Here is a 19,275-nt window from a genome sequence, read left to right on the forward strand (position 1 = left end):
CGGTATTGCGTTACCAAAGCAACCAACCGCAGCAACCCTTCAATACTGACAATAGGCGAAGATCCTTGCTTGAAGTGTAGCGCGGTATTGTGATTGGGTGATGGAGCGAACGTTCGGCTGGCTGATGGGATGTCGGCGATTGGTGCGAGATTATGAGCAATTGCCAGCCACTTCAGAGACATTCATTTACCTTGCCATGATCCGTATCATGGTGAAGCGGTTGGCTTAAATCTCACTTCCAATTCCTTTTCAAACGTCCTCTAAGCTAACTGGTTGTGGCTGTAACTTGAATCTGCGTTGTCCTATTGAAGATTAGGCTTTACGGCACTCTTTACTTTTCTTCATGCATTTCTCATAGTGTTCCAGTCCACTTAACTATTACGCAGTCCACTTAACTATTGCTAGTCCACTTAACTATTGCTAGTCCTGTTAAGTTGCAATAGTTTTTTGGACTCACAATAGTTTTTTGGACTCACAACAGTTTTTTGGACTGTGCTTCTATTAGGCTGTCTCAATATAAGACAGTGCTGACAACCTCATATTGAGGGCAGTGTTTATAAAGCCAAATGGTGATAGAGGCGCGGAGTAGCTAGTTGCAAGCTTCGTGTATCAACGTAGATTAGTACCTTCAAAGTCATTTCTTCAGGATTACTTAGAGGGCGATCGCCACCAGATGGCCTGTGGTTTCGGGTGCAACGGGGGTCAGCCGTCCGAGTTCTAGTCAACGAAGAGTTCAGGAATAAATTTTTCTACAACTTTAGCTATTTCCTCAAAATCTTACAGAGTGGGATTTATCTCACCCTGTTCGACAACACTGCAATGAGTATTCTAAAACAACCAGTTTTGTATTGAATTATTGTCAGGATTGTTCAAGAACCATCAGGTTCGCGGGTGAAATTATGCACTGGTTTAAGTTGACATAAGGTTTCTAATCGGATTGGTAAGCCATAGCAATAGCCGTAACGACATGCATTATCATGATCACAGAAGGGCAATTTCTGATCGCTTTTTACTGCCGAATTGAATTTCTACACAGTCCTGGCGCAGGTACTCAGTGATTCTCTGGCAAAGTTCGCTTGTCAGCTGGGTCTCCTCTCCTTTTGAACTAGATCGTTGAACTTTCTTAGCTGCCAACTCTGCGTTGTACTGTCGCCTCAGTACTACGATATATCCTCGCAGTTGGGCGGTACCCAGTGAATTTTTGCCTTTGGTCTGCACACACCATTCCATGATTAAGGTAACTGCTTGGGCAACATTCAATGCCCAACCAAGCGAATTTCCACGCTCTTCCATTCCCCAACTAACGAACTCTGCCAATAATGCTTGATCAGTCAAATGTTCAAGACTGATCTTCTGCAAGTCTGTTGCCCGGATGTGGGCTAACCACCCCAGAAAACTTAGAAGATGCTTCCTGTAGGTTCTATAGTTTTTTTCTTGGATTGGTTCTTCCCGCCGTCCAGAGTTCTCGTTGCTAATCCAGAAGTCTTCTAGTTGATTGAGTTGTTCTTTTAGAGCAGGAGGCAGATCTTCCTCAGATATCGAATACGGTTTGGCTTTGGGTTGTTGCTTATCTTTTGGACTCCGCGTAGAACCCCCAAGGCTACTTAATGCCCGTGCCGCTTAAGGTTTGCCTTTACTGGCTTGAAGTTCCTGACTTTTGCCACCATATTATTCCACAGGAAGTTCGCATCAAGTACATCAGGGCAAGCTATTTGGAAGTTGGGTTTGAGAACCATCTTTTTGATGAATGCTCAAAGCCCCGAAAAGACTAGGTTTCAGCCTTCTAGAGTGCCAAGTCCATAATCTCACCCAGCGATAACCCTTTTTCTTCTTAAATTGTAGGTCTTTGCTGAGGACATCTGTAGCAAAAGACCCAAAAAGCTCATCAAAAGAGGCTTTCAGGTCTTTGGAATTGTTAGAATTGGCGGAATAAGGCTTTTGAAGACTAGAAGATCAAGGTCTTTTAGAGAAAATCAAGGAGTTTTTCTAGAAAAGAGATGGTCAAAATAGCTGTACTCCTTATCTGGCAGGTTCTTCAGGACTAGGGTCTTTTTAGAGAATGCAGAATGCTACTGGCTAACAACTTAGAAGGGTTGACATGACTGGCAGGAGTTAGAGGGACTGGAGGTCGAGTTGGAATTTGCAACATTTAGGAAGTGATGCTCTCCCGGCAGGTATAAAAGCTATAAACTCTAGATGCTAGACTTGAAGGACGTTTTAGGGCAAGGGTCTTTCTAAACTTGCAGAATCTAACCCTGCCTACCTAGAAGTCTAATAAGGATTTAAGAGCTTTACTATGCGGCCTCAAAACTCCTCCAGATCAAGAGATGGGGAGCTTTAAGGGGGAAAACCCTAAAAGACTTGGAAGCAAAAAGCTTGTATTCAAGGAAGCTAGAAATTCCACCTTTTACTACTCATCGAAAACTTGACTAGCTTTGCGGCTGGTCTTTGGAGTCTAGCTCTTCTTCTCGGAGGAGTTTTTCCTGCTGCTCAATCCAGGGAAGAAATGCCTCTTCCATCCCCTGCCCGAAGTCGATACCTCTTTCACTACAGATAGCCTTAAACCTGCGGGCTATGCGCTTTTGGACATGCCCTCTCACCTGAATGTAGTTTGGATCTTCTGCTTTGCTAGCCAAGGTTGCGGGGTAATAACACATGAAGTCACATGGGTCATTTTCCCACGTCATTTGAAAATGTTAAGTTTTTGCAAATTTGCAAAAGTGACAAATTTGCAAATTATACTTCTAGCAATCCCCATTGCTTGAGAATCGGCTTTTTATGGAACCTAGTTCATCTTCACAACCTTCTCGGGGTCATTGGAATCTGGTGTCTTTGCGGGTGAAAGACCTGGAGTTAGTCAATTTATCCGAATGTTTGCCTCAAGAATTAGAGGTTCCTAAATACGACATCGGATCCCGCTGTCAGTGGATTCCTCCCACTGAGCTGACAGACAGGGGAACAATCATTGGGCGAGCATTTGTGCCATTTGGGAAGACAGAACAGGTATGTCTGAGTTGGCGTTGGCTCTATTTAGTGTTTTTGGATTCCGATAGTCCTTCCCGCTCTTGGGTTGTAGCGGAGTGGGCAGGGGAAGATGACATCGAGGTACTACGAACATCAAACACCAACTCAACTTCCTCGACTACCTGGGAGGGTTCTCAGTGAGTCGTACACCTAGACCTAGACCTTTCGGTCCACAAGAAAGAACCCTGTTTCGGCTGTATGTCAACTGTGGTCTAGCTTTGGAGCATCCCCGGCAACTTCAGAGTGAATATGATTTGTCGTATGAAGAACTCGCTTTTATTGCAGGCTGCACAACCCGGACAATCGAGCGGTGGATGAGTCAGGGGCAAGAACCCAAAATGGTCAAAGAGGTGTACCTTCGCCGATTGAGTGAGTTCTATTTTTTGCTGCGGTGCTATCACCATATTCCACCGGACTTATGGAGCATTATTTGCCCTTTATCGGAGGCGGATCGGGCGATTCTTTATCCCCCAAGTGAGTAGCCGTAACTAGTTCTGGATCTTTCCGACAATTGTCGGTTTTTTCTGGAAAGACCTTGTTTGTTCAGTACAACCGATCTATCGTTGCCAACATCCGATACACCCACATCTACATGGCAGCGATGAACACACCCATTTCCGCCTTCGATCTGTCTAAGGAAGCCCTGCCGGATTTGCTTCTAAAAATTCAGCAGGGGTTTATTCAACTCCCCGATCTGCAACGCAGCTTTTGCTGGCACGATGACCTAGTGATTGACTTGCTGGCAAGTGTCAGTCAGGGATGGCCGATCGGCGGCATCTTGTTGCAGGAAGTCAGTCATGGTTCCTGGAAAGTGTGTTCACGATTGGTCGAAGGAGTGCAGTTGGAACAGGTGCCAACGCCGACAGAGTTGATCTTGGATGGTCAACAACGTTGCACTGCTCTTTTCATGTGTTTGTTTTCCAATCGTCCTGTACGGGTGCAGAGCCGGCGGAATGGCAAAATGAGCGATCGCTGGTATTACATCGCCATCGACAAAGCTCTGGATCCTGATGTTGAACGAGAACAGTCGATTCTAAGCTTTAATAACCGTCGGGTTCGCCCTGGTTTTGCAGGAAACCCTGCTATCAATTGCTCTACTCCCGAGCAGGAATACGAATTGGGGTTATTTCCCCTCGCTCGGGTATTCAGCTACACGGCTTGGCGTCAGGGGTACTCGAAGTATTGGCAGTACAATCCTGAAAAGTTGGAACTGCTCGACCGCTTTGAGCGCGAGGTCATTAAACGATTTGAACACTTTCAGGTGCCAGTCATTCGACTCAAACCTGGATTACCTAAAACTGCCATATGCAGAGTGTTTGAGAAGGTCAACACCCAGAGCGAACAACTCAATTTCTTTGATCTAGCAACTGCTTGCTTTGCCAGTCAGGATTTTTCACTGCGCGACGATTGGGTGAAGCGGGAGCAACGACTCAGGCAGCAGCGGGTATTACAGACCGTCAAGGAAACGGACTATCTCGCTTGTGTGGCACTGGTAGCTACCTATCACAAACGACAACAGGCGATCGCAGCAGGTGTGTCAACTCAGAAACTCCCTGCTGTTGCGTGTGGTCGAGCAGAAGTGTTGGATTTGTCGCTGGCGGACTATCAGAAATATGCGGATCAAGTAATTGTCGGGTATGAAGAAGCCGCACGGTTTTTATATGGGCAAAAAGTGCAGACGGCTGAGGATCTTCCCTATCAGATCCAACTGGTCGCGCTGGCTGCCATCTTGTCAGTCGTGGGCTACCCACAGGATCGAGTCCGTGCCAAGTTGGAGCAGTGGTTTTGGTGCGGTGCCTGCGCTGCCCTCTATACATCCTGGCATGAACGTCGAGCATCACAAGACATCGTGCAGGTTCCTGCTTGGTTGCATGAGGGGGGTGAGTTGCCGAACACCATTCAGATGGCACATCTGCAAGTTGAACGATTGCTGATGGTTAGACGGCGACATGGGGCTGTGTACAAAGCAATCAATGCGCTACTGCGAAAACATGGGGCGATCGACTTTGCGGCAGGAGAGGCATTGGCAGAAATTAACCTATTCAATGATCCGATTGACAGTCATCACATTTTTCCGGTGGCGTATTGCAAAAAACAGGGAATTGACAAAGATCGCTACAACAGTCTCGTCAATTTGACTCCTCTATCACGTTTGTCTAATCAGAAAATTGGTGGCAAGGCTCCCAGCCAATATCTACGGGCATTAGAGGCGGAGGGAATTAGCCGGCGGCGGATGGACGAGATTCTGCGATCGCACTTGATCGAACCCGAAACATTACGAGCCGATGACTTTGATGCTTTTCTTAACAAGCGTGCTCAAGCCTTGATGGAGTTAGTCAATCGGGCAATGGGAAAAGCACCTGCTAATAACTTGCTTGAAATTACCTCCTCGCCCGCACAACGGGAAAGTGCTTGATGAATGCGATTGCCCTCTAGACGGAGTGTTTTTCCATGTCTCAATCGTTGAACGATTATCGAGTTGCGTTGCTGGAGCGATCGCAAAACATCCGAGATAGCAATCAATCGATGCGGTGGCACTTTTCGCAAACGATGCAGTTAGCGGAAGAGGCAATCCTCTGCTTGTACTTGCTGTTGGTGGAGGCGATCGCACAAGATGTGCCATTGACCCTGCCACCAAGCCAAGAAGTGACATCGCCCACATTCATGGAAGATCTGAGGCGACAGTGCTACGAGTTAGCGGAGCAGTTAAATCGAGCGCAATTGAGCTTAACTCATCAAGTAGAAATGACACTGAAGCTTGTTGGTTGTATTGCCCAGTTAGTTAGTTTACACACTGAACAAGCCAAACAGATCAACACTCTTCGTCGATCAAGTTTGTCCAAAACCCGGGTAATAAGTCGTAAACGCAGATAGCCACCTAAGGATCTTGTATAACTCATGTTTAAGAGGCATTCATTGCGATTCCCATGTAAACGATATTTTTATGTTTCGATGTTTCTGGCTCAACTACTAGGCTGGAATAAATTCTTGCTTTTTCGGCAAATTTTGCCCTACAAACATGCGCTGAAAGTTCAAAGTTGGTTGCTGCAAATTTGGGCATTAGAACAGAAACGGTTATGCCGTGTGACATTTGATGTTTTAGAGCGATCGTTTGCAGAAGGGGAGATCTGTTTAGATGAGGACACTTTAGAATATTTCAAGGATCTGAGAGCACTCGAAGCTGAGGGACGCTACGAGGTTGTTCTGTATCTGTTATATGTACCTCGAAGCAAAACTCAAGAAGCTGATAGCAAATATAGGTCTGAAACATGAGTTTATTCTTGAATTCGTCATAATCAACTGTTTATGCGAGTTGTTGAGAAGACTTTCACTAGCCAGAGTTGCTATGCTTAGAAGAATTCTAGCCGAAACTTAAATCCAAGTGGGGAAGTTACAACAGCACTAACTTCATCAGAAAATGAACTCCAGAGTAAACTCTCTTGCGAGTTAAACAATGTCCTGTACAGCTCCCTTAAAAGTCCTCCAACTGCTTGGCTGTCACGTAATTCAACGAGTAAGTAATCTGGGCTACTAACTAGAAAACGTCCCTCCGGAAAGCGTGTTTCAATACTTGAAAACCGAAAGAAAACAGCTCGCGTATCAAATAAAACTCTAAATTCCTCTTCTGATGAAGTTTCTAGCCATCTGTCTATTTCACTACGTGCTGCTTCTGATAGCTCGATATCATCTGTTGGTGTTTCGGCTAGTACTTGAGCTAGGCCAGTTAAACCTATCAGGGATAAATGTTTTGCTAGAGCAAGCTGTAGTATAGCCGTGTTGATGTCATCCTCAGAATATTCGTTTAAAAACTCCTCCAATTCCTCCCATGTTGGATCACCGATAGAGATACACGAACTTTCATTACTAGACCATTGTGCAATGAACAGTCCTGCAACTAGTGAGTATTTGAGTTTTGTGGGATTAACGCTTAGATTATGTTTTTGTATTTTTCCACCAGTAACTGCTTTTTGAAGTGCCTTATATGATGTTTGGGTTCCTTTACATTCTAAAACGTAATAATCTAGATTAGTGTCGAAGCCAATATAGTCTGGAGATTTGCGTGGTCCCGTTTTTGTCGATTTTCCAAGATTGAAATATTTAGGAAAAAGTTTTACAAGGTGTAAAGTATCTACAAACCACAAACATTCCAGCTTCTCAATGAGTAGATGTGTTGTAAAACCTATGCTTAGTTCATCGCTAAGAATAGTTTTTTGATGAGGATCAATTGTTTCCCATTCCCCACGTAGCTTCAAAGCAGGGACATTAGAAATTGCTATATAGTATCGAAACCAAGCCCAACAATCACTTAAGTGAAATCCATAAGTTACAGGAGGACGAGTCCAAAGAGCAGTATAAATTAGTGAAACAAGCACGTTTGCTTGCCATGTTCCTCTTAGAATAAAAATTTGTAATGGGATATTGACTGGAAACCAGTTAGCGTAATCAACTCTAATTTCGATAGAACGAATCATTCATCAAAGTCTTCAATAGGTTTGTAGTCTATCCTGGTTAAGGGAAAGCGAAGTTAAAATTAGCAGTTACTTACAAATCAGGGTATTAAATTGCATATAATTCTCCTCCATTTTGTGCATCAATCAATGCATAACTGTAAATAGTTCTATTTCAAGGGAATATTCCCAGAATTCCTCGATTTGTCTTGCTACTTCGCCTTGTACTAACAGCCCCATCTCTAAATTCCTACCTAGTCCGGGTCCTGTTAAATTTGCACTACCAACATACGCCGATAGCCCATCAACAACGCAGAACTTTGCGTGAGACCCCAACCGCTGTTCATCGAGAATATTCTCTCTTGGTTGAAGAAGCCTTAAGTTTCCCTGGGCACCTTGTCTTAACCAAGCTACATCTATAGTTTGTAGTCCTCGACCAGTACTGACAATATCCACGTTCACTCCACGTTGCAAAGCTGCTTGTAGAGCATCTGCCAAAGGGCCATTAGATAGGCCATACCCAGCTTGCATGAAAGGTGCAGCAATTACAATGAACCGTTTTGACTGCGCGAGTAGTTGAGTCAATACTCCCAGCGTCATTCTGCACCGCATTCGGTGAGCCAGAGCCGCCCCATAGGGTTCTGGTACGGTGATGACAAGTTGAACTTGAGAATCTGGCATATCTTGATGGAGAGTTAAAGGGAAGGATCAAGATAGCCAACCTGAATATTGCCAAGTTGAGAATCCGGACCGCCAAATAGGAATGAGCGTCCCAAATTCAGGTTAAAAAAGCGACAACTGGTTTCAGCAAGATGGGTACAGGCATGGCAGCTAGATTCCCGTTCTCGGCAAACGGGGTCGTATACGCAGCGTCGAGCATTTCGCACAGCATTGAGCCACTCTGCCAGGGATTGTTCAAATAGGGCGGTTAATGCGCCGATCGTGGCTCCAAAGCGGTGATTGCAGTAAATTGCAAAGGTGAGCGTTCGAGGTAGGAGGTACTCTGATAGGCTGGTGCGATCGAGTCCGCAGAGCAAGGCGGCTTGGCGAACGCAGAGATGGCTGAGGGTGTGAAGTAGCCCAAAGACCATTCGGGCTTCAGGTCGATTACCCTGCAAGGTCTCACGTAGAGGCACATCCTCGAACAGTTGGACAAAGTAAGCACGACGAGCCAGATTGGGGTCGCTACCATTAGGTACAGTTGGCTGATAACCATTACGCTGGAGCCAGCTATAAACTCTGTCTGGATTGAGGCTGAGCAGTAGGGCATCGGCTTGAACTTCATCAACGTAGATAGGTAGCTTACCGCCATGATCTCGTTCTGGGGGAAAAGGATTTAAGCGGCATCGATTGGGGGTTGTTTCAGCACGAGTGTAGCCGTAGGTAGCAACGATCATGGGAAAATCCGTCACCAGATCTAATTGGGACAGACCCATTGATTGAGCAGTTTGTTGGGCAACTTGAGCGTTTTGGATTTCCTGCGTGGTTGGCGGTAGTTCAAGCAGCTTTTTAGGTCGCCCATTCTCCAGAGGCATGATGGTTTCCAAGATTTCCTGCCCTGCTTGCCGCCAAGTTGTTAGGGGTACTCCCGTTTGGGTGACAAGTTGTTGGGCGATCGCGTCTGGTGCGTGTCGCTGTTGGCTTTGTTGGTTTCTCTGCTGCATCTCTTGCAAAGCAACAGCCATTTGTTCTGGAGTTGCAAACTCTCCGCGTGCCTGTCGGCTCATCAACTCAGTTAAATCGTCATTTGATAGTCCAGGATTTAGAGTAGTTTGCTGACTAGAAGCAGATAGGTTGAAATCTTCTAAAGGACGGTTAGTGATTCTAAAGAACTTTGCAGCAGCTATACCCCCCCAGTCCGATAAATTGAAAAACGCATCAAGTTGACGGCGTGGAATATTGAGTAGAGTTGTCGTCTGAGTATAGTAGGTTCTTCCTGCTCGGTGAACCTCAATACTCATTTCGTTCTCTCTCCTATTTGCTGCTTGAGCATTGTTCGGCTGCTGAGCATTGTTCGGCTGATAACAAACCCTACACAAACCAGGATACAAGGACACTCTTCTGCCATTACATTGCGGATTACGGCATACCCAACGGAAATTAGAGATTCGCTCACTTCCACGGGTATCCAGCATCATGTGATTAGAGCTTCCACATTGCTGGCAGACAGGGGGCGCTAGTGGTTCTAATGCTCCACAATGATGAATCTTGACAAATCGGAGTTGCACTAATTTTCCAGTGCGACAAACCGAGCAGGTCACTTGTCGGGGTAAATCATCACGGTTGCTATAGTCAAAAACTCTGCCACATGAGCGGTTATCACACCAGAAAACCTTTGGAAACAATTCAGCATCTACATTTTTGGGTTCTAACAACACAAAACGGCTAGCATCACTCAGAACCCTATCTGGCAGACCCGGACGAAATTGTTCATCCCAACCTCTTGCCTCCTCCTGAATTTTCATTAACAACACTTGCAGATTTAAGTCATTGCGCTGTAACCCACGAATTCGGCTGATACGGGAAATCACACCACCCTCGAAATCAAATGTCCGACCGGGCAGGTAGTTAAAAAGTACCTGTTGCTTGCCACGGTTCATTTTACGTCCCATAAATTCCTCCACCTGTGCCTTTTAAGACCTTGCTGCCCATTGAGTTCCATTGCTATCTAGTTCAATAGAAATTGGCTCATCTACATCCCGTAAGCTCGTCATTGGTTGAGGAATTAGAACTCCTGAAATAAACTTTTCTCCTGAACCAGCACTGATAATTTGATCCAGAAACTGCTGTACTTGTAGCCGAATTTGATCCTGAAAAGCTTGTTCACTAACTGATCCAACTGCTTGAACGAGATAAGCTCTCTCCAAGATCGGGATAAATTGATTGATATCCAAATTACCCCTAGTAATTTCCTGCTTCACAAAATCCAGCATATAGTAGCTGTTTGGATTGTTTGCTCCAGAGCGGTTTGCAATGAGTTGGAGTAGTACACCCATGAACAAACCTGGTAAGGTGCGATTTACACTGAACTTCGCCCAACGATTAATTGCTACAGGTTCAACGAGCTGCCCCAGAAATTCGTGGAATTTTACAAAGTAGGTGTAATGACTCTGGTCTCGTTCTCTTGCGGGGTGTAAACAGTTAAAAACAATTCCAACATGGGAGCGCCCAACCCGGCTAGAGGCTTGAATGTATTCTGCATTTTGGCGAGGCATTCCATAGAAAATCATGCCATTGAAGCGATCTACATCCACACCGTGGCTGATCATGCTGGTTGCCAATACTGTATCAGCGGTTGAGTTTGAGATGGCTGCTTGCTCCAGTTTTTCCAAGATGCGGGTTACTTCATCGGTGCTAGTACCGCCTGTTAACTGAGAAATTTCCAATTCCAGGTCTGGCTGCAAATTGGGATTGACATCCCCATCTAGATCAACTCGGATAGAATCAAGTTCACGATTAGCCAGAAAATAGGTCAGGGAAGTGATGTAAAAGTCCATCAGACGATGCCATTCCGGGCTACCGGGACTCAAGATTCCTCCATAGGGATTGGGTTGACCTGCTGGAAGACTCTTTAAGTGATGAGTTTCACGGTGGTAGAACTCAATGAGTTCCAGAATGGTGTTGAAAATCGTTTTATTGTGAGGCAAAATTCCCACAAATAATCTAGACGGGTAATCACGGGTCTGGGCATAGAAAGACTCTTGTAAATTAGGTCCAAGACCTGGAAAAATTCTTGCCTGATTGCGTCTCCCATATAAATGTTCAACTTGCCGCTCAAAGGCTTCGATCGTCGCAGATGAAGCAATAACTTTCAGGGCTGGGGAGCTTGGGTCAAACTCCTGCTGGAGCTGCTGGGTAAAGGTTTCATAATGTCCATCAAAAGTTCCTAAACCTTCCTTGAGGAGATGCAGTTCATCCTGAACAAAGAGAGTGGGACCCGATAGCCCTCGTGGTCTTCCGGGTCGAAGTAGTTGCCCTCCAGAGCAATCTTTTTGGCAGCATTTACCTTTGTAGTAGCCATGCAGCGTACACCGTCCATCGACTTGCCCAAATACCTGAGACAACTTACGCTGGTTACCCAAACTAGCGAGTTTGTCAATTGTTCCTACAACTACGCAAGGTAAGTAACGGTAAATTTCATTGTCGATCACATAGATGGGAATCTCACCATTAGGAAAAGAACAACTGGGCTGAGTACAACGGTGAATAATGCGTGTTGCGTTGGAATCGAAATCTACTTGTACCGTCGAAGTACGACAGGACGGGCACGAAATCACCCGCTTCCACCGCTGACGAGCATTCCCATCATTAGCTTGACTCCAGGCAACTGAATCTTTAGGGTTTGCGTAACGATAAGCTGGACTGACAAGTTCATTAGGGGTGGCTTCTGCTCCGACGAAGTAGCCAACGGCAAAATTATCGACATCTCGACCACTTAAGCGAAGATCTGGCTGTTCCCTTCGCACTAAATCAGCAACGCCAATTACATCTGCCATCCGCTGAGTTTGCTGGAGTGTCAATAGTCGTAAAGGGAAGCGCGTCCAAGCTGTAACACCAGCCGTTTTCCCGCGCAAACGATCAAAAAAGCAATGGAAGACGATCGTGCCCAAGTAAGCTTCGGTTTTACCGCCACCTGTAGGGAAGTAAATGATATCTACCATTTCCCGTTCAGCTATATCGGGACTACTCTGATCAGCTAACGCAGCAATACCAGGAATTTGACTGATTAGGAAGACAATCTGAAACAACCGCCAACTTTCTTTTCGCTTTTCTGGTCGAGGGTGATTACCTAATCGCTGAAAGGCTTCATTGGTCAATCGAAACGCTAACTCTACGTCCGGATTCGTCCGAATCAATTCGCAACCACGACGAAAACGACGAATTTCATCTTCATACTGTTGAAAATCTCTATCAAACTCATTACCGAACTCAGTTTCCCAATTCGGATTATTAGCAATGTAGTTTTGGCGCTCCTGCTCCTAATTTTGTCGATAGTTCTCCATCTCAGTGACAATCGCTCTGAGAACTTGAAGAATTTGAGTACGATCGCCTGCTAGGTCAGAAAAACGAGCAGGAGGATTTGTTTGGGTGGCATAACGCATCTGCGTGTAGATAGGAGTGTGCGTCGTCGTGAATACATCTGCTTGCTCTCGTTCTACCGCACAATTAAATCCGCGTCCCCAAAGGTCTCGGTTATAACGAAATCCACGCGGAGCTAGTTCCAGTTCAAAGGGGTGTACTGTCGCGTTTGCGAATATAAATGTAGCTTGAGCATCGAACAGAAAAGCTTCAATGTTTGGGTTATCTGCTTGAGGAGAAGCATTGACAAACTCGATCGCCACGACTTGATCGGTTGAACCTAATTCGTCGTTGGGGCGAACTTCCGAAGCAATCTCCCACTGCCAAACTGGAACAACATCGGTTTGGAGCGATCGCAGAAAAGCTTCGTAGTCTGCTTCCGACGCAAGGGCATCTTCTCTCACTCTGATTTTGTCATCAGGTGCTCCAGCCGTTCGTACTCGATCAGAATCACCCAAAGCAACCTGCTGTGCTCTAGCTGTTTCCTGATCCAATGCTGCTTGTAAATTACTGATGTCACGGCTCCAATCACCAGCCGCATCACGCCGCAAAATGACTTCACCAGCAGCCGAACAGAGAATTTTACGATAGCGAATTGCTAGGGAATCTTGAGGAACCCGACCACGACGGCGATCACGGCTAGATTGCGCCACTTCAGGAGATTCTACTTCAGCCCGTTGTTCCTCTTGTTCTTGCTCAATCTCCAGGGAGTGGTCTGCATCCTCTGGTTCTTCCTGGGTGCTAGTCACCTGCTGAGCAGTCGAACCAGAAGCAGTTGTACTTGCAGTAGAGATGGCTTCAGATGATTCAGAATTATTCTCAGGCTCAATTACCTGCTGTTGATGCCTTCGTTGTTGGGGAAAAGTCGGAAATATTCGATAGTAGCATGACCACTGGGCTTTGACTTGAATGATGACTTCATCACTCCCAGGCTGAAACCGAAACTCTGCTCCAAACGCCATCGGTGCCAGCTTATTAATTAACTCACCCAAGTCGCTATCCATAGGGCGGGGGCGCAGATTGCCGATGAAATAGACATCGCGAGGGGCATTCCGCAGACACTCATCTTCAGATCGTCCAAGGGCGCGATCGCAGACTCGACCAGCAAGATACTCAGCTAGAGCTTTTTCCTCTTGTGAAGTCCAGGCAGTATTAGTCATTCCAGGTTAGTCCTCTCAAATCGCCCTAAACTACTGCGTAGAAACAATCCCATAATAGGCTGAACCTCTTGAACCCGCAGGATTAACAAAGAGTTGCGAAAATCACCAAATGTGATTCCCAGTTCAGCATCCAGCACATCGTCGTCCTTTGCCTTCACCGAGCCAGATGCTTGCTCTTCAAGCCAGCTATTCAAACGACGAGCCAATACCCGATGTAAGCCTCGTACTCTCTTAGCTGCCTGATAGATTCTCTGATGATGAGAGACAACAAAACTCATCTCCAGAATTTCTGCTAAACGGCGTAAGTCATCAGGATCTTCTGGGCACAAAATATTTCCTGATAGCCATCCTCTCAAAGTCATCGGATGAGTGAGAGTGCTTCCACGGCGCTGCATTTGCCAGAGTAACTCGTCTAAGTTCCGCACACCATGCAATCGCCATCTTCGATAGGCTAATTCCAAATCCTGTTGCCATCGCCGGATCAGTGCTAAATGCAACTCAATGGTGGGATGTCCATGAACCCGCGAGAGGATCAAGTCGTAGAGACTCTGACGTCGTTGATCAGGAATAGCAATTACGCGATCATCTGGCTTCAATGACCGTATATACCGCTTGTCAACCTGCTGCCCCTTTTCACCCGTCACAATGACATTAATCCTATCGTCAGGCGCAAAACAAACGTGCCAGTCATGCTCAAAGTGAACCTCGATAGCACTTTCACACCAAGATTCTTGTTCTAATGCGATGGTCGTCTCAGAATCTTCTTGAAACTGTCTTTCCGTGTCTAGCTCATCTTCAACCAGGGCTTGTTCTGATTCTAATAATCGTGCTATTTCACTAACAGGATCATCCGGTTGCCAAAGAGGTTTGATTCCAAGCGATCGCGGTTTTACAATATCTCCTGCATCTAGACCTGACAACTCAGTTAAATTTAGAGTTGGAGGCATCAAAGGGATGCCCTCTGGTACTTCAAGTCCACTTAGTTGGCTCAAAAGAGTAACTGTGTCTGAGAGATCAGGGTTAAATCGTCTTGCCCATTTCGTGGACTGACGAGCAAGTGCAGAAGTTTGATGACTATACAACAAGAAATCAATATTTTGCTGTGACAGTACAGGTAACAGCTTAGGTGTCAACAACGGACTAGGCAGACCGACAAAAACTGGATGATAACGTAATGTTTGATCAATAGTTAAGATGCCTAGAGGTTCCTCCAGATTTGCAGAAGCCCCATACTGACACCTCAGTTTCTTAAGTTCATCCAAACTGAAAACCTGTGTTCTGACAGCATGTAGATTTTCCTCAGTGCGGTTATATCTTGCCAGTAAGGCCAGCAAAAATAGTTGCTTCCTTGCCTGACTGGTAAAAATGACGAGGCGAGCTTCTCCGGCGGGTGGCTCGTTTACCACAAGATCACAAAGAACCTGCCATAGAGGGGAGCCTGAATTTTTAATATGTTCGGTTGCGGCTTCCAAGAGAGCATGAACCTGTTCCAATCTTGCAGCCAAGTTCGTCATGGTCTGGTTACAAGCTTTACGGAAATGTTCACACTCATCAGATAATTGCCTCAAGGACTTCAGCCCCCAGAAGTGTGGTGCCTCTGCTTCATAAAATTCAAGCGGAACCGATAATGACTCCAACGCCCTAAGATATTTCCAGTGAACTCGAATGGCATCCCTGGCAAACCTCCCAGATGCAACTTCAAATGTACTAGCCAACAGATGATTTGCTTCACGCAAGGAAGTTGCTAGTTTATTAGCACTTGCGCCCTCCAAAACGATAGGTTGAATCTGAGTAGTCCTATCAGGATAAAGATATGACTGAAGTCTGCATTCCGATTGAGATGGTGGGGCAATTACCAACGTTGGTTGTCTTGACCATGTAAACACGTGACCACATTCAGCGAATTCACTAACACACTCCGATAAAGGGTTTTGCCCCCACGCCAGTATCGGTATCTGCCTTTCTAAACTGTATTGTAGAAGTGGTTTCAGCCATCTTAGGCTCTCAGCATCACTACAGTCGATCGCAATCCATTGAGGGCTATGCTGTTCCACAGCAGCGACAGGATCAACTGGCGAATAGACAGTTATTACTTCTGGTAAAGGAATAGACCGAGATTCACTAAAATTGCTGCTTCTTGCCCGTCTTCCTCTTCCGACCCTTTGCTGATTTCTCCCAATATCCTGTTGCCGAAAAACCTCAGATAAGTCCAGCGTCCAACCGTTACTGTCTACCCTGACTTGTGAAATTTGTCCCCGAATCCCAATCGTCGAGCCAAAGTAAAGTATTTTCTGACGATGAAAGTCGCATTCACCATGCGTGTGACTTAATGATGCGTCATACCACGATCGAATCAGAGCGGTCGAAAATAGGAGAGAAGGTCGGCTCGCTTGGGAATCAGGAAGGACTATAAGTAAACAGGTGCAGTTTCTCAACGCTCCACACACTAAGCGGGCGCTATATTCATCAAAGTCATCAGGAGTCTGGTTTCCAAATTTCAGTCGTCTGCTTAGCCAAAGTCCCTCAAAGATGGCATCATCACATCCCGGCAACTTGGTAAATGCTTCTTCCAACCATGTCCAGAACATGAGCTAACCTAAATTTGACTTTTGGCACGTCTTCTGAGGCTATAAATATAGTTTTCCCCTTTATCAGAAGAAGAACGCACTTTTGTCAAATTCAAATCATATTACTGATATAAAGCAACGCCCTTTGAATTTATGTATAAACGTAACCGAGAGTAGTTGACGAAATTCGCAAAATGCGCTACCGCTTTTTCCCGCAGCTTGTATTAAACGATACTATTGTTACCCATCCATCAGCACTGAGGTCCGGGTAGTGCTCCAGTAAAGCCTTCTGTAATTCACTTAAACTTGTAAAACCATCCTCATGCGCGTCTTCTTCTGTAAGACACCGAAAGCGAGTGTGTCTTACGCCCGTAACGTTGACGGTCTCAAAATCCCCTGTTTTTGCACTTAGCAGAAGTAAACCTTGCTTAAACTTCAATCTTCCTTTTCGGGCTGTACTACGCTTTTGGCCGGAACGAACTAGAGGTAAGTACTTAGCAGCAATGCCTAAAGATTGCACAGTAAAATTAGAATATCTGGTGGGCAGAGATTCAAGAAATTGAGAACCAGGAATTACATGATGTTCCCAAGCAGTAGTTAACTGGATAATTTTATCAGGTCGTAATGCTTGAGCAAAAGATTCTGGTTGAGAAGAAGCTACAATCAATACTACCTTCAACTGTCTTGCAATCTGCTGTAACCGATTAGCAACAACATTAGCAGTAACTAAATCGAGAGTTGAGCAAAATTCATCAGCTATCCAAACATTATAATTACTAGCAATCAATTGAGCTAACTTGGCGCGATACTGTTGGCCATTACTTAATTCCTCAAAACGCTTCAAGTAAACAAAAGCGTCAGATAAACCAACTAATCCCATCAGGTGTAAAGTAGAGCGAATATCTTGTCTACTCAGTACCTCGATCAAGGCTCGCTGAGAGCGAATAGCAGAGAAAGATCCTGGACGATAATTATCTGGTAATTCAATACTTCCAGATAAACCAATTTTTTCTTTGTTTAGAAGAAGATCAAGAAAAGTTGTCTTTCCAGAGCCAGAAGAGCCTGTAACTAGAACGACCTCACCTGGCTCTATTGTCAAAGACAGATTGTGTATAATTTTGTGACTTATATCATCAGGAGAAATGCTAAACGCTTGATGGATCGCATGGCTCTGTTGTGTGCGACGAACACGAGAAACATGAGTTAAGGATACTTTTTCTAGCAGAATCTTATTGTTAATGGGTTCTGAATTGAGAGGAGAAGAGATGTAGCCATTTTTAGGGGCAACCTCCTCAATTCGCCGCTTTAAAAAATCTTCTGCCTCCAATGTTAATCCCTGAAAATAGGTTGGCTTAGGTAAACTAACAATATCGTGAAATAGATTGAAATCCCGTAAAACTGTTTCATGAGATAGCTTTTCTAAACGTTCTACTAATTCCTCAATAGTCCATCCTTGCTCTTCTATTAACAGTGCTGCCCTTCTCATTCGTGCCACTTGCTGATCCAAGATGCCGCAAGATTCTTCCTTTACAATTTCCCCCAACTCTACCCTATCAAGATTTTTGAGTAGATATTTCATATCTTTTGCAACACGCTTTAGGTTCCCCTCTGTTTCACCAATGAAACTCATTCCGGCTTTCTGTGCAAAAGGAACAAATTTTAGCATATCTGCAGAAATCTCTAGAAAATAGGGTTTTATACCAGACATTTGCCACCGATTGCGAGCAAAGTCTGCAGCATGCTTAAGTAGACATTGCCCCAGCCCTAAACCACGGAATTCTGGATAAACTACGCAACGAGAAATGCGAACTATTGTGTGAATATACTGGCGGCTTGTTTCCTTATCCCACCTGTCCCAAGCAATATCATCTACCTTAAATTGGGTATCTAAAATAGCCTTGCGAGCAGTATTCATGTAAAACGAAGTCGCTATCTCTATATAGCCAATTATTTTGGGATAGATTGGATGGAAGTTTCGTACAATTAAAGTTGCTTTACGTCCGTAAGGAATACGGCTTCGATAATGAAATTCTGCTAAAGCTTGGTATGCCTCAAACTCTTCCGGCTCGGTTATCTCTTTAATGAGAAACTCTAGTTCTAACCCTCCTACTTGTAATGTTTCTAGTACTGCATAGCAAGGGAAAATTTGGGCTAGCCCATTTTTACAGATGACTGCAGCACTACTATCTCCTAATTGCACACGATCTCCATTGGAGACACAAGCGGAACGAGGTAAAACTAACTTTGCCTCACTCTCAGCAAACTTAATCTCCTTTAAGTATCCGCGAGGAGTAGTTGATTTAACTGTTAGTTCTTTAAAAGTTTGGTGAGCAATCAGACTGCTTTCTATTTCTCTCTGTTGCTTCCAAGCATCAATCTCTTGTCTATCAAACTCCCAGTAATGTCCAGACTTTTCACCGGGAATTTTTCCTTGTTTGGCAAGCTTGTATACAGTGGGATAGGATAGCCCTACATATTCGGCTACCTCACTAATGCTCATAGTGCCTTCCGTTCTCAGCCGCTTTCCTTTAATTGCTCTATGTTCAGAACGGGTTGTTTCTTCTAATGCTTGTTGCTGTTTCCAAAGGTCAATTTCCCGCTTGTCAAATTCCCAGTATCGACCTGTTCTACAGCATGGAATCTTCCCTTCTTTAGCAAGCTTGTACACATACGGTTTAGATATATCTAAATAAGTGGCTACTTCCCCGACACTCATCGCCCCTTCTGGTCTTCGGGAATTTCTGCCAAGGTTTCTATGGTTACTTTGGTTTAACTTTTTCTGTTCCCTTTGCTGCTTCCAAATATCAACTTCTTGCTTGTTAAACTCCCAGTTCCGCCCTGATTTCTTGGCGGGAATCTTCCCTTCCTTAGCAAATTTATATATTGATAACAAACATAAACCGACGTACTGAGCTACTTCGTCGGCGTTCATGGTGTCCTTTACCACCTCGGCCTGCGGTGTATCTAATCGTAATTGAATTGCTTGTTCACCCCCAC

12 protein-coding genes and 1 pseudogene are annotated in these 19,275 nt (G+C 45.0%); 4 read left to right on the forward strand and 9 right to left on the reverse strand.

Going from position 1 to position 19,275, the window contains the following annotated elements; translation table 11 throughout:
- Positions 1–94: 94 nt before the first annotated feature.
- Positions 95–229, forward strand: a pseudogene (locus tag IQ268_RS26020) (transposase); the annotation flags it as partial.
- A 752-nt stretch (positions 230–981) separates the two neighbouring features.
- Here the strand turns inward: IQ268_RS26020 and IQ268_RS26025 are convergent.
- Both IQ268_RS26025 and IQ268_RS26030 read right to left on the reverse strand, forming a co-directional pair.
- Positions 982–1,359 (reverse strand): hypothetical protein, encoded by a 378-nt coding sequence (locus tag IQ268_RS26025; protein WP_193885334.1) that lies wholly within the window; start codon positions 1,357–1,359, stop codon positions 982–984.
- A 1,070-nt stretch (positions 1,360–2,429) separates the two neighbouring features.
- The gene (locus tag IQ268_RS26030; RefSeq protein ID WP_191132070.1) at positions 2,430–2,636 is read right to left on the reverse strand and encodes a hypothetical protein; all 207 of its coding nucleotides are present in this window, start codon (positions 2,634–2,636) and stop codon (positions 2,430–2,432) included.
- 606 nt (positions 2,637–3,242) lie between these two features.
- Here IQ268_RS26030 and IQ268_RS26035 point away from each other — a divergent pair.
- From IQ268_RS26035 to IQ268_RS26045, 3 genes are all read left to right on the forward strand, one after another.
- Entirely contained in the window at positions 3,243–3,506 is a 264-nt protein-coding gene (locus tag IQ268_RS26035) for a hypothetical protein (RefSeq protein ID WP_228035741.1), read from the forward strand.
- A 119-nt stretch (positions 3,507–3,625) separates the two neighbouring features.
- Complete coding sequence (locus IQ268_RS26040; protein ID WP_193885374.1) at positions 3,626–5,440, forward strand: DUF262 domain-containing protein; 1,815 nt, start codon at positions 3,626–3,628, stop codon at positions 5,438–5,440.
- 35 nt (positions 5,441–5,475) lie between these two features.
- Positions 5,476–5,898, forward strand: a complete 423-nt coding sequence (locus IQ268_RS26045; RefSeq protein ID WP_193885336.1) for a hypothetical protein — start codon at positions 5,476–5,478, stop codon at positions 5,896–5,898.
- Between the two features lie 476 nt (positions 5,899–6,374).
- On the opposite strand, the gene IQ268_RS26050 is transcribed toward IQ268_RS26045, so the two are convergent.
- The 7 genes from IQ268_RS26050 to IQ268_RS26080 form a co-directional block, all read right to left on the reverse strand.
- Positions 6,375–7,496: a hypothetical protein gene (locus IQ268_RS26050; RefSeq protein ID WP_193885337.1), complete on the reverse strand. Its 1,122-nt coding sequence runs from the start codon at positions 7,494–7,496 to the stop codon at positions 6,375–6,377.
- Between the two features lie 123 nt (positions 7,497–7,619).
- The gene (locus IQ268_RS26055; protein ID WP_193885338.1) at positions 7,620–8,072 is read right to left on the reverse strand and encodes a phospholipase D-like domain-containing protein; all 453 of its coding nucleotides are present in this window, start codon (positions 8,070–8,072) and stop codon (positions 7,620–7,622) included.
- 95 nt (positions 8,073–8,167) lie between these two features.
- Entirely contained in the window at positions 8,168–9,433 is a 1,266-nt protein-coding gene (locus IQ268_RS26060; protein ID WP_193885339.1) for a DUF1998 domain-containing protein, read from the reverse strand.
- A 672-nt stretch (positions 9,434–10,105) separates the two neighbouring features.
- A complete protein-coding gene (locus tag IQ268_RS26065; RefSeq protein ID WP_193885340.1) occupies positions 10,106–12,328 on the reverse strand; it encodes a helicase-related protein in 2,223 nt (740 codons plus the stop codon).
- 123 nt (positions 12,329–12,451) lie between these two features.
- Complete coding sequence (locus IQ268_RS26070; protein ID WP_193885342.1) at positions 12,452–13,711, reverse strand: hypothetical protein; 1,260 nt, start codon at positions 13,709–13,711, stop codon at positions 12,452–12,454.
- Positions 13,708–16,299, reverse strand: a complete 2,592-nt coding sequence (locus tag IQ268_RS26075) for a DrmE family protein (RefSeq protein WP_193885344.1) — start codon at positions 16,297–16,299, stop codon at positions 13,708–13,710. The genes IQ268_RS26070 and IQ268_RS26075 overlap by 4 nt, the downstream gene beginning before the upstream one ends.
- A 178-nt stretch (positions 16,300–16,477) precedes the next feature.
- On the reverse strand, positions 16,478–19,210 hold the full coding sequence (locus tag IQ268_RS26080) for a GNAT family N-acetyltransferase (protein WP_193885346.1): 2,733 nt from the start codon (positions 19,208–19,210) through the stop codon (positions 16,478–16,480).
- Positions 19,211–19,275: the final 65 nt, after the last annotated feature.

This window comes from Oculatella sp. LEGE 06141 (assembly GCF_015207605.1).
Classification (GTDB): Bacteria; Cyanobacteriota; Cyanobacteriia; order Elainellales; family Elainellaceae; genus Oculatella.